This window comes from Pseudomonas sp. WS 5051, from assembly GCF_012985715.1.
Classification (GTDB): Bacteria; Pseudomonadota; Gammaproteobacteria; order Pseudomonadales; family Pseudomonadaceae; genus Aquipseudomonas; species Aquipseudomonas bubulae.
Genome location: NZ_JAAQWV010000002.1, coordinates 464,480 through 479,662, shown reverse-complemented (window position 1 = coordinate 479,662; position 15,183 = coordinate 464,480). Strand labels below are relative to the sequence as shown.

Below are 15,183 nucleotides of genomic sequence, written 5' to 3'. Positions count from 1 at the left end.
GTGATATAATAAGCCATAAAAACAATAAGAATATTGCCATGGCTTATTTGCACTCTACATACGCTTCAGGGGCTGACTATTTGTCGGTTCTTGCTGCTTCTATTTTGCCATCAAACAACTGGGTTGTTGTCAAAGATATCGCCAGCGAAAAAGTCTTCAGACTTCCGTATGGTCAGGGATATATTGCACTTATAATCTCTGGTGATATTTGCGAGATTCAATCGTTTCAGACCTACGATCCGGCTGTTCCAGCCAAGTTGCAAGTTGGTGGATACAGTAATACCTACACACTATTCCTGCCCCGTGTAAAGATTCCTGCGGGAGCTGTTGAGGTGTGGACAGTCGTTAATTCGCGCCGCGTTGCTGCTGTTATTAAGTCTGGTGATGCCTGGTACTCATTGTACGCCGGCTTGATGTTGCCATTTGGTTCGAGCAAGGTTTACCCATTCCCTTGTTTTATAGGTGGGTCTGGAGAAGTTGGTAATGTGACTTACGAGTCTGCGTATCCATTCTTTTCGGGCGGTCAGAACTTCTGCCCGAAAGTTGTACTACCCGATGGAAAGTGGCAAATAGTTGGGGGCAATGCCGGTGGGACTTCTTCTTTTTACAGCTTCCCTTATTCGTATGCGTACTCTTATATCTGGCCGTTTGATGGCAAATTCCAGAGGCTGGGGAATAAGTTGGATGGTTCGGCTGTGTTATATCAAGCACTAGTATGTGGTTCTGGTCGTATTGACGCTGCTGATGATTTAAATTCCGACGATGGAAAGTGGCTCGGTAATCTGGATGGTGTCTTTGCTGTTTCACAGGGGATGGAGGCTGGCAGTGTGATTCAAGTTGATGATGTTGATTACCTGGTAGTGCCGAATGTGTCTAAGACTTCTGAAACTTACGCCTTGAGGCTTACATGAAGTACTACACGTCTGTTTATTCGTCCGCTGAGGACTTGATTGCTATTATCAATCAGCGTCTGAAAGTTGAAGGGTGGACTGAGCTCAAGTACTCCGACATGCCCGATCCTCGCATTGGTAAGCAATTGCATATCTCGAAAGGTGGATTGCACTTCGGGCTTCGTAGCCTTGGTGCTTATGACCCTTATGTCGACTACTATGCGCAGCGTGGACATGGGCAAAAGGGTGTCATTCTGAACCTAAAGACAGGGTTTGATGGCAATGTGGCTTATGCTTCGCAGCCTGGATTCGAATACTCACCAAAGTGTTACCTTGAGAGTGGCGATAAAGGTGTATGCCATATCTTTACTACCGCCGATTATGTCCTGTTGACTACCAACTATTCGTCGGATCAGTATTCCTCCCTGGCTTTTGGCAAGCTTCCTGTTTTAGTTGGTGACACAGGAGGGCAGTTCGTAGCCTCAACTAATGCATACGAAGCGACTAACCGGGAAACGATCTTTGCTAATGCTAGTAACTTCTTTGGTGTCTACTTAAAGAATTCGGAGTTTACTGGGTTCGACAGGGGCGATAGGACTTGCGGGACTCTGTCGACAACATCACGCGGATCTATTTCAGGTTTTCCTCACGCACACCCTGGAAATTCCTCGTTTGGTAGTGTGGGTACGGTTGTTAGGTCTTCAGGTCTCACTGGCGGGTATAGCGGGCTTATACCGATTGATTACTTCACGTTTTTTGCTGGCATCTATTCGCCGTACAGTCAGTTCCCGGATATTTTTTACGTGTCCCTTGATGTGCTAGAACCTGGGGAGGTTTACGAGATTGGTGCCTCAAGGTTTATGGTGTTCCCACAGTTCAAAAAAGAGTATCCGCTCAATCGCAATGCTCCACATTACAATCTTGGACTGGCCGTCCTGCTGGATAAACCATGAACCAGATTTCTAAAAGTTTTGGTGACTTCTTTTTTGATAATGTCTTTCTAACTCCAGCTGTAATTGCGGCAGGGGTTGTAACTCCGTCCGATACTTTTGGATTTGAGCTTTGGCATTCTTGTGCTACAGATAAGCTGCTAACCGGTGTTAACGAGTCCGGTGGTAGTGGAGTGGTGCTTGACGGAGTTACCTCGGGCGTTATCCCAGGTTTTATATCTGTTGAATATCAAGTCTTTCTGAGCCAAAGCGGGGGCGGCATCATCGACTACGAAGCCGGCTTCGACTTCGGATCTGGCGGTGTATTTCCTTTTCGTTTGTCTGCAACTATGGCAACTATCATCTCTGAAAGTATCGATTGGTCGACTCAGCCAGAGATGAATGTTCAGTACCTTACCGAAGTGATCCAGAGCTTTGATGGTACTGAACAACGTATAGCATTGCGGGATCAGCCGCGTGTATCACTAACCTACCAGTATCTACTTGATGATGGCGCGCTGACGGAGTTCGATATTAAGTACGGTAATTTCGGCGGGCAGTTGCTAGTGCCGATGTGGGCGCATGCTAGCGAGTTAACGCACGATGTTTTGCTGGGTGATCGTATCATCTATGTTGATAGCGTTAACGGTTACGTTTCTAGTTCTAAGACTCTGATGATAACCGATGGGGTTAATTCTGAGTTCGTCGGTGTAGAGAGTGTAGCCTCTGGTGCGGTTGTTCTGACTGCTTTGGTTAATAGAAACTTTAAACTTGGCGCCCGCGTCGTACCTGTTCGAACGGGGTATGGTTCTGATGGGAGTAGTGCAACTATCCAGATTGACTCTTTGGCAAGTCACCAAATTACCTTTGAACTCGATGAAACGACATTCACTAAGTCGGTGCCGGTCGATGCTTTTGAGCGATACAAAGGTAAGCATGTAATTCCATTTCGTCCAGATAGGTCAAATGATATATCTGTTCAGTACCAAAGATTGCGTGAGCACTTCGATCCAACCATCGGCGCGCGGAGTATTTACGAACGGACTCCTGGCGTCGTTCGGGTTTTTAGCCATGCTTTTAGGTTTTTCTCAGATGATGAAAGGCAAAGCTTTGAAAACTTTGCGGAGCTTCAGAACGGTGCCCAAGGCGAGTTCTGGATGGAGTCAGCAGCAATCGCCATGGAGATCGCTGAAGATATTTACGATGAGACATATAAGATAAAGATCAAGCCAGTAGGGTATAGGCGACTAGCTAATTCAAAGTCTTACCCGCCTGCAATCATCATTACCCTATATAATGGAACTACATTAAATCGATCCCTGGTCAGTGCAAAAGCGGTAAATGCACTCGAAGAGCTAACTCTCGATGAGCCACTAAGTGATATCAAAGTTGAAGATGTAGAATCGATCAAGCCATTGTATCTATGTCGTTTCGATTCCGACGAATTTAAGTACACATTTGACACTACGCAAGACAGCACAATAACAAAAACAATAAGGCAACTCTTGCATGCTGAAGCTCCAGAAGATTGAAGCCGCACTATCCATATCGCGCCCGATTGAGCTCTATCTCTTTGAGCACGGGGAGAGTAAGTTCGCATATACCAGTGGCAGCAAGTCACACCTGCATGTTGACGGACTAATCTACAATCCGCTGACACTAAGGCGCGGCAAGCTCCAGCGTACCAACGAAGACTATAAGAACAGGCTGTCCGTCGAGATACCTGGAGACTCACCAGTCCCCTCACTTTTTCGCTCCACGCTGCCATCTGATCATGTAACGCTCAAGATCTTCCGAACCCAGCGTGATCTGAAAAACCAGTTCATCAATATCTTCGCTGGCGAAGTTGTAGGGGTAACCTGGAATAACTCGGTCGCCACCCTTGATTGCTGCCCAGCAACCGCATTACTCCGCCGTCAGATCATGCGTACCGGATATCAAAGCCAGTGCAACCATCACTTGTACGACTCCAGGTGCTCACTGGAAATGCAAGACTGGCAGGAAGACACCACTGTAGTAGCCATTACCAACAGCGGATACACCGTTCAACTTACCAACAAAGCCCACGAAGATGACTATTACAAAGCGGGTTTGCTGTCAAAAAACGGCTCTGACTTCCGCCAAATCAATTCTGTCGTGGGTAATAAGTTTGAGCTCATGTCGCCAATCGACGGGTTAACAGTTGGTGATGTTGTCCAGGTCGCAAAGGGCTGTGACCGGTCGGCGGCCTCCTGCCATTCGTTTGGAAACTTCGATAACTTCCTGGGGTTTTTAACTATCCCCACTGACAACCCTTTCCAAGCCTAATAATAAGAATAAAGAGAACAAAAATGATTTGGATGATGGCTGTAATGTTCCTCTTGTCGCTGGTGATGATGGCAACAATGAAGACAAAAGTTCCTTCACCCTCAGCGGCTGGCCTGGAGGATTTTATTTTTCCTTCTGCTGCTGAGCGTCCGGTTCAAATCCTTGCAGGCACCAGGCGCTTGAGTGGCCCTAACGTCGTTTGGTATGGCGACCTCAGAAGCTCAAAGATCGTTAAAAAAGTTAAAGGCCTCTTTTCAACGACCAAAACTACGGTTGGCTACCGTTACTACATGGGCGTGCAGCTCGGTATTTGCCATGGCCAAGATGTGATCCTGAAAGAGGTCAAGTTTGGCGACCAGGTAGCATGGAGTGGTGAGTCAGTAGGCGGCGCCATCAAGATCGACAAGCCGTCTCTCTTTGGCGGTGATGAAGACGGTACTGGAGGAGTGTCCGGCACCTTGCGGTTTTACGGTGGGTCGCTGGTACAAATCGCCAACTCCTACCTTGTTGGCCTGCTTGGTGCCGACGTCGTTTCGCCAATTCGTGGTGTTGCATATGCCGTCCTTGAAGGGATGTACATCGGAAACGCGTCGACGCCCGAGGCTGTTAGCTTCGTCTGCTCGCGCTTTCCAAAATCACCATCAACTGCTCCAGAGTCGCTGCTTTACGAAAAAATCGGCGACGATGCAAATCCCGCCTACTTCCTACACGAGATCATCACCCACCCGGCGTTTGGTGCAGACATCGCTTTTACAACCGTCGACGTTGAGTCTTTTGTCGCCGCCGCAAAAACATTGCATGACGAAGGCCTGGGAATTTCATGCGTAATCGACACGGCCCGCACCGCTGCCGACGTAATTGATGACATCAAGAAGATCATCCAGGGTTCGCTCAACACGGATCCGGCCACAGGCGCCCTAAAACTCAGGCTGATCCGCAACAATTACAGCCTCGACGAAGTCCCTGAAATCGGCCCCTGGAACGTCAAATCGCTTTCAGATTTTAGCCGTGGGTCACTCGATACCGCAGTCAACGAGGTCAAACTCAAGTACACCAGCACCGCCGACGACTACAACGAACGCACAGTGATCGCCCAGAACAACGGCTTACGAATTCACAAAGGCGACTCGGACGGCCAGACCCTATCGATGCCGATGATTTCTACTCGAGAAACCGCCGCGAAAATCGTACAGCGCGAGCTTTCCGCGATTTCTGTCCCTCTCGCTTCGTGCATCGCTGAGTGCCACAGATCAATGGCGGATGCTGAAGTAGGTGATGTAGTAAAACTCACTTGGCCGGCACAAAAAATCGAAAAAATCGTGATGCGCGTAACCGCCGTCGACCTCGGCGCTCCAACCGATGGAGCTGTTCGGCTCACGCTGATCCAGGACGTTTTTGGGGTTTTTGAGAGTTTTTACACGACAGGATCGGAAGCGAAATGGCAGAAACCGTCCTTCGAACCAGTGGACATTACGCGCTACGATTTCATCGAAGCACCCGCAATTCTGACCCCATCTCAGACAACGCGGAGCATCCTGATCGCTGCCGAAAAACCGGTCGCTGGGCGCGATTTCCGTTTGCAAGCAAAGAGCAATAGCGAGGGTTCCTGGGTTGATGCAGGGGTTCAGCAATTTACGCCGTTGTGCTTTTTGAGCCAGGCTTTGACAGCAAACCGGTTCCTGGAGACGCAGGTTGAGCTGGGAGGGGATGTCGTCGAGTTGGATAGTTATACGCCGGAGGAAGTCAGGAGCGGTCTCGGGTTGTTGCTAGTTTCTAGCGTTTCTGGGCTTGAATGGATTTCGTATGAGTCTGTTTCTCGGTATGGCTCTGGCTCTGCCAGTGTTGGGGTGGTTAATCGTGGGTTGTTCAACACCAAGCCAGTAAGCCACCCGGTTGGCGCGCGGGTATGGGCTGTGAGCGAGGGGTTTGCTGTGACGCCATGGCAGTACGCGGCAGGGGAGGCTGTCGGTGTGAAGATGCTTGTTGGAACGCAGACTGGGCGCCAATCTTTTGAAGATGCTGCGCTGAGGTCGTTCACCGTTGGCGCGCGGAATGATCAGGCTTGGACGCCGGGGAGGGTGCGGATCAATGGGCATGAGGGAGGGGTCTTCACTGGGCAGGCCGCGATCACTTGGCGTAGGCGGGATGGTGGTGTGCCGGCAGTCGTTTTCGAAGGGGATGACTCGAGCTACGGGACTTCGCTGACTCGGATTGTCGTTAAGTCTGATGGTGTGGTGGTTAAAGAGGTTGCCGGGATAGTGGGGGAGGCTTGGACGTTTGAGGACGAGCAGGATTTGAACGGAGGGGTATTTTTTAGCAACCTGACTTTCGAGGTTTCTTCCCAAAAGCCAGGTTTTCCAGATTCAATTCCTGCTGTTATTTCAGCTACGCGGTGATGATGTTGTTTACCAGCGTTGAGATTCGCGCAGGTTTTCTCCTCTAAAATCCTCCACTTTAGAAACTAAATCCTCGAGAGACTCAGTAAGCTCTGAATGGCCATTTGCAGGTGAGTACTCTAGAAATTTCATCCTCATTGCCTCTGAGCAAATTTGGATTATATCTCGATGAACTTCTCCAGTGGGGAGTGTCATGTAGTGATACGGCATGCGTCCATGAGCAAATTGAATGTCCTCAAAAAGCATGCGTATATCTGGGTCATCTGTTCCGCAACCAAGGAACAGGAACGTATGTGTAAGAGCAAGAGCTTTCAGTATTTCATAAAATAACGTGTGCTTTGTTCTTGCAGCGGCATAATCACGGCGTGTAAAAATAATATTTTGCGGGTCGTTTGCGGATCCATGTGTTTTAATCAGTAAGCGAGTTTTGCCACCGTGGAGATAGTTTGCAATTTCTCCGTCGGTGTGAGCTTTAACCATTATTGTTCCCGCAGATATGTTTGCTGCGTAGGTATCGTATATGTTATCAAAGTTTGGGCTTACGACTATGGATGCATCTAGGTTGTAAATGTGTTCGTGAATTGTTGCGTGCTTGTAGCCTGCTCTTTGATACTCATCTTGAACTAGATCATTGAAAGGGTCTAAGCCCAACCGGTTTTTTATGATTTCGCAAGCACTTAGAAAGTCTTTTCTATCTAGGAGTTCTTCAATTATTTCAGATTCGTTCAAGTTAACGATGCAAGCCCTTAGGAACTCTTCCCAAGCGGCGGGGCGTTTACCCACGTTGTTTGTTGAGTTTTTCGAAACGCCGGAGCCAATCACGATAACGCAGCGACGTCTGGCAATAGAGTCAATTAGTGCATTCGGCCAGTCAATCATTGCCCAAGCCTCTCCAGTAAGTTACCGGAAATTTTATGAAAGAATTCCGCCGCTTCAGATACCCTGGTGTACTGAGATCCAACTACTCCGTCTCTTGACGCAAGCTCAAAAATTGGTGCATGAGCTTGTTGTGAGAGTGGTACAACGCTACTTAAGCTGGGGATTTCACCTAGGTTTAGTAATTCAGGATCGGCATCAAAAAACTTACATAGCTCAATGAGCTCTTCTCTTTGTCTTGAAATAATTCTTTCGAAGGCTACTACTGGTTCTCTAACGCCACCCTTAGATTTTGCTCGATACTGCTGCATGACATATCCAGCGAACCCTAGATTCCAACCTACGGCTTGGCCCGCAATCTCAAAAGACTGCGACTCTGATTTGTCATGCTTCTTAATGGCATCTTCTAGTGCCTCTCTCCACACATCAAAAGATTTGATGATGTTTTCAACTGCCATCATGCTAAAAATATCAACGGATAATGGCATCAAAAAATAATCGACACCTAGCAAAATAGACCTGTTGAGAGCGCCCAAAGATGGCCCCATGTCAACCAGTACTAGATCGTAATCTGTAAGTTGGCTAATTAATGCTCTTATCGCAAAGGTTGTTTGGAATCCTCGAGGCTCTCCGTTTTTGGTCTCTGCCCAATCATTTGCCAGGAGATCTTCTCTGATTGATAATTTTGGGTCACCTACAATTAGGTCTACTTCAAATCGGTGGCTGCGCACGATTTTTGGTAAATTTGTTGGGTATCCCTTGCCGCGTCTTACCGGTTCGAAAAATGAATCGATGCTATAGTGATCACTATCTAGAAAAATTTTCTCCAAGTCGTCATCTTTCAGCAGATAAGCGGAAGCATTGCATTGAGGATCAGCGTCAATTACCAGAATCTTTTTTTTGTGCTCAATTGACAGAGAGGCTGCAACGTTACAGAGAAGGGTGGTTTTCCCTACCCCGCCCTTGTTATTGAAAAAACCAATGCTTATCACTAAAGAGCTCCTTGGCTAATCTTATTCTGTTTTCATTTCGGCAGTGAAAATGGATCTAATGCCATTGGTGGATGGTGCTAGCTTACTCTATAAGAGTGGCAAAATAGTGGCTTGTTTTCAAGGGCACTGTGGAAAGCCTTGATCTGTTCTGAAGCTTGTAAGGCTGTCAGGTAACCACGGCGGGTTTTTCTGATAGCTCCAAGCGCCTCGGCCTCTTTGAAAACCAGGCATGCCTTCAGATTACCAATCCGATTTGCGCTAGCAAAATCTTTCACCTTTATATTGCTTTGACTCGGAAGCGAAGAGGCTTGCAGAAGAAGCGCGTCGAGCAGGCTGTTGTTCGGAACCAATCCGGTTGATACGCTGGTGGAATGTGATTGATGATCCGCGAGGGTCGACGGATCGACAATTTCTTCAAATTGATCAATCTCTGGCTTTGGGCTGTGCAAGACAGAAAGAAGCAAAGCGGGGACGAGCTCCAGCGACAGTGCAAAGCCTGCGCAGAGTAGGATGGCCAGGATCGTGGGGATAGATGCAGCCTTGACGTTAGATGACTGGATTTGAGCTATTTCCAGTGAGCTGGAGTTTATCCTTTCCATCGCTGCTTGGCGTTGCGTGTCTACTCTCTCTAGCAATGCGGACTCAAGTTCCTGTGCTTTTGTCACCATTCCCTTTATCCGCAGATCTGAAGATTCCGAACGACTCTTCTTCTCTGTTTTCCCGAGCGTTTCGATAAAGTCTGAGTCTTTCTTAATCAATGCGGTTAGGTGATCAATACGTCCACCTGCTAATGCTGCCTGCTTCGATTGGCTTGCTGTGATTGAACCCATTAGTCGGTCGTATGTCGACCACCCGGATACGGCTCCGAGCGTTATCACGCATGAGCATATGGCTGAAGTGAAGAAAAAACGTTGCTGATCGAGCAGCCGAACTGCCAAGGGCCAACCGAGATATTTGAAAATATCGAGAAGCACTGCAGCTCCCGCAAAAATAATTGCGAGAATTGGATCGTCGATTAGACTGAAAATAGTCATTGCAACAGATACTGCAGTAACTGACGACAGCGCAAACGCCAGGCAGATGAGTACCGCGGACATTCTTTTGTCCATGCTGATTTCCCTTGATTGTTAACTGAAGATTTGTTGTGCGCTAATTCGTGTAAAGCGGAAAGCCCATAAAGTTGTATAAAGCTCGACTAAATGTTTTTCGGCATTAAAGCCGGCAGAGAAACTCTCAACCGCCATAAGCTCACGGCAACCAAAAACGGTACAAACTAAATAAAGTTACTCGCCGATAATCAAAAAGCCATCGAGTTCCTATTGCACAGCAGACCTGCGACCACGATGGGTATACTGCGCTACATACATTGCATCACCGATAAATCGAAATTCAGTAAGCTTTATCGGCGATACACTCATCACTTCTCTGGCCCTGGAAGCCACAGATCACAAAGCGTTTCGTGCAAATTCCGATCACCATTTGCTGTAATGACGTTTGCTATGACATACCGGTAGCTATCCAGGATCGCCACCAACTCACCTTTCTCAACGGTTAGATCAATCAAAAAACCGCAGGCGTCAGTTACAGTCCCATCCTGTAATGCGGACTTTCCAGAAATATGCCCATTACCACAAAAGCGAGCATCCCGGAGAGTCCGGGTAACTGGCTTTGGCTTTAAAAAGAGACAAACGTAAAAACGTACGATAGTTACGGGTATGAGCAAAAAGTGAATTGTGAAATTCACCCCGTACTTTAGCTTTTCAACCAAAACCCTGAGCATCAAGCACTACCCTGTGTGGCGCGCCGAGCCAGTTCCAGACCACGACGACACGAAGCCAGGACGTTACTGACCCCCTGTGGACTCGTCCCAACCTTGCGCGCGGCTGCGGTTGTAGACAAACCCTCGACAAGCACCAGGCGCGCGGCCTCTTGGCTAGCTCCACCACGCATGCGTAAAAGCTCTGCTAATGCCATGAATTGTTCCTCTGTCACCATTCCTCCCAAGCTCGGACGTGAGCTAGGGGATGTTAACGCGTTGGAAGTCATTTGCCTCCAACGGTTAGTACAGTACACGCTTAAGGGTTACATTTGCAAGGCTGGCCCGCACGGTCGTCAGTGGAATCCACGCTGGTGCTCGTGCGCAGCAGTCGCTAGGCTTAGCGTGCAGAGTTAAGGATGGGTGCAATGAAGCTTTTCTTGGACACTGAGTTCACACGCCTGAATCGCGATGCAAAGCTCATATCGCTAGCTTTGGTCGCTGAGACCGGTGAGGAGTTTTACGTAGAGCTGTCGGATGGGTATAGCGCGGAAGACTGCAGCGACTTCGTCATCGAGACAGTGCTGCCACAACTTGACCTTCATCGACACGGGCAAACCGTTGCAGAAGCAAACGTGCTGCTTCAGAAGTTTTTTCAGAACTTCGACGAAGACCTTGAGGTTTGCTCTGATGCCCCAGCTTGGGATTGGCCTCTTTTCTGTCAGCTGGCACGGGTTGATGGAGGAGTGTCCTCTAATGTACTGTTGGAGCCCACAGATCTGAGTGGCATGTGTCGTGACGCGGTGCTCACTGCTGACCTTGAAAATCTGCTCCGGGATCCCCCGCACCATGCACTGGCTGACGCTAAACTGATCCGTGATATTTTTTTGAAAATTCAGGGTCATCAGTAATCCGCGAATTTTTTCTATTCACCAGATTTCGTCAGGGCGACGAGTAACTTCTTCTGGCAGTTGTTCTAAATAATACTCCAAGTTGCCGGAAACCTTGTCCAATACCATAGGCAAGTAAGGAAGCAAATCTGTAAAGCTGCTGTGCTCCGGGCCACCATGATAAAATCTGCAGTGCGAAATAATAGCTTCGCAGTCCTCGATAACTAACAGCTGCATCGGATCGCGATCGTTATAGTCGTGCAAGTTTGATAAGTGAATGAAGGCGCACCCGAATTTATACACAGATCGCGTCCAGCCTTGAAGTTCCTGTGCCAGTTCAACCATCTCTCGATCCGTTACGCGACCGCGACCGCTGGACTGTTGCCATTGCTGTCCATTCACGGACGCTTCAATCAATATTCTTCGACGGGCAGGCTCTTGCGCTAGTAGGTAGATAACCCGAACCATTGAATCCAGTTCTTGTCGAAGAATGGCAATCATCTGGCTCGGGATGTTCGCTGTTGCTAGTAGCTGCATGGCGCGTTTGTGGTCGTTTGAACGACTGAGCACCTGCCTAGTGAAAATGGCGACAGAATCCATCTATTTGACCTCACTTTTCCTGTTGTTTTGGGCATACCGTGCTCGGCACACCGGGGGATTAGCGGAACTCGATCTTCCACGTTGCAGAGCGCTAGTGCCAAGAATCCGGGCATACGCGTCAATCCGTCTAGCCAAAAAAAACCTCGAAAGATCTCCTCGCGCATGCTCCCCACCTGGCTCGCCGCATCGTCATCGTAAAAATCAGCGATCTGGTACGTGCTCACAGCTTTGTCTTCAATGTAAAGCTCGCCGTCGTCTTCCCAGATCGCTTGGATCGGTTGCGTTTGGATGTAGTCATCGCCGCCAGGCATGCTAAAGACGTACCCGGCGATGCATTGGCTGGGTACGTCCTCGCTACTGGTAAACCTAGCGTTATGCAGGCTGTGGATCAAACTCATACTCCTGTTGTTTTCTGGCCGGTAAAACCAACGGTTGGCCGGGGGTGAATTCAATGTAGTACTTTGATGGCTTTCCGATGCCTTTGAAAGTTAGATCGATGCCGAGCAGGGCTTCGAGGGCTTCCAGGATCAGTCTGGTGTCCCTGTCGAGACGCCAGTTGGCGCTTTTGACTTTGATAGGGATTCTTCGCGCGCCGGCCTGGAATCGAAGGTAGAAGTACCGGAGTCGCTCAGATCTTTGATGTTCGTCCTGATCTCTTTGAGCAATTTCGACCTGAAGCTCTGAAAGGGTTTCTGAGTCATAACTGATACCTTCTTGTGTAATGAGTTTCTGCCAAGTCAATCTGGAACGCTTTAGTTGCCGGCCACTGATGTGTTTGCCGTCGTATTCGTATGAGATGCCTTTGGGTTGGCCTTGTTCGCTGAGGGTCAGGTGGATGTAGACCCTTTGCTTTCTCAGCGCTACGACGAGATCGAACATGTCGCCGTGGATTGCCTTGGTGTGCTCGATGGCGCCTGCGATTTTGGCGATCAGGCGGTGTTTGTGTGGCAGTTCGCCATCACGGTTCGAGGCTTTGACTTCAGCGTGAGTGAGTGCGATTCCCCAGGTCGCTGATGGGCGTGGCGCTTTTTTTAGACCGAACATATCTTCGATTTCAGAGACTGACTCCATAGACGCCGCGCGCTCGTCGCTGTCCTTGACCATCCGGAAGTCCTCGTCCAGGGCGATCCTGTTGGCGACGATGTGGACGTGCTCATGATCTTTGTCACGGTGCATCACCGCGACGTACTTGCAGGTCTCTGTGAAGCCCAGGTCGGCCATGTACTTTCGTACTGCCGTGAGCCACTGTGCAGGTGTTAGGGATTCACCAGGGCGGAGTGACATCATCGCGTGAAAGACGGGCTTTATAGGTCTGTCGGAGTCGATAGACATGCGGCGTAGGATCTCAACCTGGTCGAACTCTCTCACCATTTCCAAGATGGCATCTTCACTCCCTGCTAACAGCGCGGGGAGGGGGTCGGACGAAATGCAGTTGTAGTCGATAGTCAGGATTTGGTTGATTTGGTGGTCGTGCTTAGTGCAGCCAAAGATGTAGCGGATACGCTTCTTAAACGACCCGGAGGACTTTGGAAAGATTTTGCCAATCATGCTGCACCTCCCATGTTGATGCGGGCGATGTGTTTGACCTTTTCCAGAAGTTCACTCTCAGGCCGCTCGGCGTTGATCAGGGATGCAAGGTTCATCAGCTCCCTGGCAATCTGCACTACCTCTACACCAACTTTTGGTTTCATCTTCCCGTTAGCAACGTAGTCCCGGATAAAAGCCCCTGCGGTCTTATAACCAGCCTCAGTGATTTTGGAATTAAGGATGTCCATCTCAGGTCTGCTGAAACGGATCGTGATCCTGGCGTCTTTCTTCTCAACTACTTTCATCTTGGCTCACCTTATTATTATTTTTATTGGTCAGCTTTTATCAACGCAACACCCGAAGGGATGTGAGTAGTCGCTTATTGTCTGCCACAGACACAACTGGCTAGCTACTGATATAAGACTATTATGCATGTGGAGCAATAGGTGATGGGAGTGTTTTTGACAATATAGTGACTTATTTTCGGATATATGCTGTTTGGACTATAAATTATTAGCGGTTGTATGAGTGTGGTGTGATTTCGCAGTGGTGGTATGCTAAATCGCAATTGGAGAGTGCAGATTTGCAGTATGGTCGTGCGGTTTCGCTTAGCGCGAGTGTGATTTGGCAGTATGTGAGAGCGAAATCGCAGTGCAGGAGTGCGACTTCGTTGTGTTGGGATTTAGCAATTAAAGTCAGTTATGGAATGTGATTGTTGGGAATGCGCCAGATTCAAGGCCTTCTTCAACGATGACGTCAAATGGCTCAAAAAATTCTTTGGGTGAACCTAGCTTGGCAGTCCAGGTCACGAGTTCTGGATAGTCCATCACATAGCACGATGTATCCATTTCACGACTTAGCGATAGAACACGATCCGAATAGCTTTCCCACTCACTCTCAAAGGTTTCTTGAACTACTATCAAGTTTCTGATGGTTTTTCCCTTGGTCTCGATTTCAAAAATATCTTCACCAAAATGGAACTGGAGTTCTGCATTTCGTCTGAGGTACTTGAGGGCGCCACGAGTTTGGTTGATTGCCTTGTCTAAGGCTTTAGAGATAGTTGCTATTTTTCGTTCTAGAGTTCTGTTAAGTGACTTTTCGGTGTTCGGACTATCCTTTGCTTGAATCAGCAGCAAATACTCATCTGATGCAACTAGGATGTCGACGAACTCTTCGTTGTTATCTGTCATAAGCGGGTTTAGGAAAATTGAATCTTCACTAAACACTTTCTGCAGTAATCTAACGATATCCATTTCTTGGTAGCTGCCAGGCTCTTGTCTTTCAAGGGTGGAATGGCTGACGCGTGAGCCTTTTTGATACATATTTTTCATTGGTATTGCGTCCATGATGAACAAGTCTTCTGTCATGAGCGGCTGAATGAAATTTACCCGAATAGCGTCCTTGTCATTCTGAATGGATCTGCGCAAAAACCAATGCTGGCTTCGTTCACGAATTTCATAACCAGCTTCTAAGGACAGTGGCGCTAATTTGTATTTGTGCTTGTCAAAAGTTGAGTGGTTTGGATTCTGTGCTTTGTATCCAAGTAGTTCACGATTGTTGTCGTCGAAAAAATGGATGTCAAAACTTTCGACAGATAAAAGGTGGAGTATTGACTGCCCCATCTCATCATCTAGAAGAGGCGTGTTGATCATGAGCGGGTTGAGATCGTCGTCCTCATAAGTAGTAATCAGGCTGTAGCAGGTATCTCCGTTCATCTGGCAGGGCGCAAGATAGAACCCAACGCGTTGTTTTGACTTAGCCGCCAAAATGTATTCTTTGGGCGCTTTGATGATGAGGATGAATGTGCCGTCCTTGTCGTTGGCAATCGTGCTTAGCCCATGGTGAAGGTCTCTCACGTGCTGCAAAAGGTGTGGTTGCAGAATTGTCAGCATGGCGTCTCCTTGCGGGTTGTCAGGGTCAATGTGCCATTACAAATAGCACGAAAAGCTCGAGACCTCACTCAACGGGTAGACGTAGAAGAATGGGTAGTGTCAGTCGGTAGTGCCAGGAATTGGAGCTA

General features: G+C 48.3%; 13 protein-coding genes. 6 read left to right on the top strand and 7 right to left on the bottom strand.

Annotation, left to right across the window (positions count from 1 at the left end; genetic code table 11):
• The first annotated feature begins 38 nt into the window (after positions 1 to 38).
• Genes HBN79_RS04550 through HBN79_RS04530 form a run of 5 tightly spaced genes read left to right on the top strand, consistent with a single transcriptional unit; the run spans position 39 to position 6,522 of the window.
• Positions 39 to 911, top strand: coding sequence for a hypothetical protein (locus HBN79_RS04550; protein ID WP_146540878.1), 873 nt, complete (start codon positions 39 to 41; stop codon positions 909 to 911).
• Positions 908 to 1,843 (top strand): hypothetical protein, encoded by a 936-nt coding sequence (locus HBN79_RS04545; RefSeq protein WP_186348266.1) that lies wholly within the window; start codon positions 908 to 910, stop codon positions 1,841 to 1,843. Before HBN79_RS04550 ends, HBN79_RS04545 begins: the two co-directional genes overlap by 4 nt.
• Positions 1,840 to 3,351 (top strand): hypothetical protein, encoded by a 1,512-nt coding sequence (locus HBN79_RS04540; RefSeq protein ID WP_146540880.1) that lies wholly within the window; start codon positions 1,840 to 1,842, stop codon positions 3,349 to 3,351. The genes HBN79_RS04545 and HBN79_RS04540 overlap by 4 nt, the downstream gene beginning before the upstream one ends.
• On the top strand, positions 3,329 to 4,126 hold the full coding sequence (locus tag HBN79_RS04535; protein WP_169916375.1) for a phage BR0599 family protein: 798 nt from the start codon (positions 3,329 to 3,331) through the stop codon (positions 4,124 to 4,126). Before HBN79_RS04540 ends, HBN79_RS04535 begins: the two co-directional genes overlap by 23 nt.
• 23 nt (positions 4,127 to 4,149) lie before the next feature.
• On the top strand, positions 4,150 to 6,522 hold the full coding sequence (locus HBN79_RS04530; protein ID WP_169916374.1) for a phage tail protein: 2,373 nt from the start codon (positions 4,150 to 4,152) through the stop codon (positions 6,520 to 6,522).
• Positions 6,523 to 6,531: 9 nt separating this feature from the next.
• On the opposite strand, the gene HBN79_RS04525 is transcribed toward HBN79_RS04530, so the two are convergent.
• The 3 genes from HBN79_RS04525 to HBN79_RS04515 all read right to left on the bottom strand — a co-directional run bounded on the left by HBN79_RS04525 (position 6,532) and on the right by HBN79_RS04515 (position 9,499).
• Entirely contained in the window at positions 6,532 to 7,401 is an 870-nt protein-coding gene (locus HBN79_RS04525) for an SIR2 family protein (RefSeq protein ID WP_169916373.1), read from the bottom strand.
• Positions 7,398 to 8,390 carry a ParA family protein gene (locus tag HBN79_RS04520; RefSeq protein WP_169916372.1) on the bottom strand — a complete coding sequence of 331 codons (993 nt, stop codon included), beginning with the start codon at positions 8,388 to 8,390 and terminating at the stop codon, positions 7,398 to 7,400. Before HBN79_RS04520 ends, HBN79_RS04525 begins: the two co-directional genes overlap by 4 nt.
• A gap of 77 nt (positions 8,391 to 8,467) precedes the next feature.
• Positions 8,468 to 9,499 (bottom strand): hypothetical protein, encoded by a 1,032-nt coding sequence (locus HBN79_RS04515; RefSeq protein WP_169916371.1) that lies wholly within the window; start codon positions 9,497 to 9,499, stop codon positions 8,468 to 8,470.
• 1,075 nt (positions 9,500 to 10,574) lie between these two features.
• Between HBN79_RS04515 and HBN79_RS04510 the strand changes: the two genes are divergently transcribed.
• Positions 10,575 to 11,057 (top strand): 3'-5' exoribonuclease, encoded by a 483-nt coding sequence (locus HBN79_RS04510; RefSeq protein ID WP_169916370.1) that lies wholly within the window; start codon positions 10,575 to 10,577, stop codon positions 11,055 to 11,057.
• An 18-nt stretch (positions 11,058 to 11,075) separates the two neighbouring features.
• On the opposite strand, the gene HBN79_RS04505 is transcribed toward HBN79_RS04510, so the two are convergent.
• From HBN79_RS04505 to HBN79_RS04490, 4 genes are all read right to left on the bottom strand, one after another.
• Positions 11,076 to 11,636: a hypothetical protein gene (locus HBN79_RS04505; protein WP_169916369.1), complete on the bottom strand. Its 561-nt coding sequence runs from the start codon at positions 11,634 to 11,636 to the stop codon at positions 11,076 to 11,078.
• Positions 11,637 to 12,008: 372 nt separating this feature from the next.
• Positions 12,009 to 13,184 carry a relaxase/mobilization nuclease domain-containing protein gene (locus tag HBN79_RS04500; protein WP_169916368.1) on the bottom strand — a complete coding sequence of 392 codons (1,176 nt, stop codon included), beginning with the start codon at positions 13,182 to 13,184 and terminating at the stop codon, positions 12,009 to 12,011.
• A complete protein-coding gene (locus HBN79_RS04495) occupies positions 13,181 to 13,468 on the bottom strand; it encodes a hypothetical protein (protein WP_169916367.1) in 288 nt (95 codons plus the stop codon). Before HBN79_RS04495 ends, HBN79_RS04500 begins: the two co-directional genes overlap by 4 nt.
• A 390-nt stretch (positions 13,469 to 13,858) precedes the next feature.
• Positions 13,859 to 15,055 carry a hypothetical protein gene (locus HBN79_RS04490; protein WP_169916366.1) on the bottom strand — a complete coding sequence of 399 codons (1,197 nt, stop codon included), beginning with the start codon at positions 15,053 to 15,055 and terminating at the stop codon, positions 13,859 to 13,861.
• Between the last annotated feature and the right edge of the window lie 128 nt (positions 15,056 to 15,183).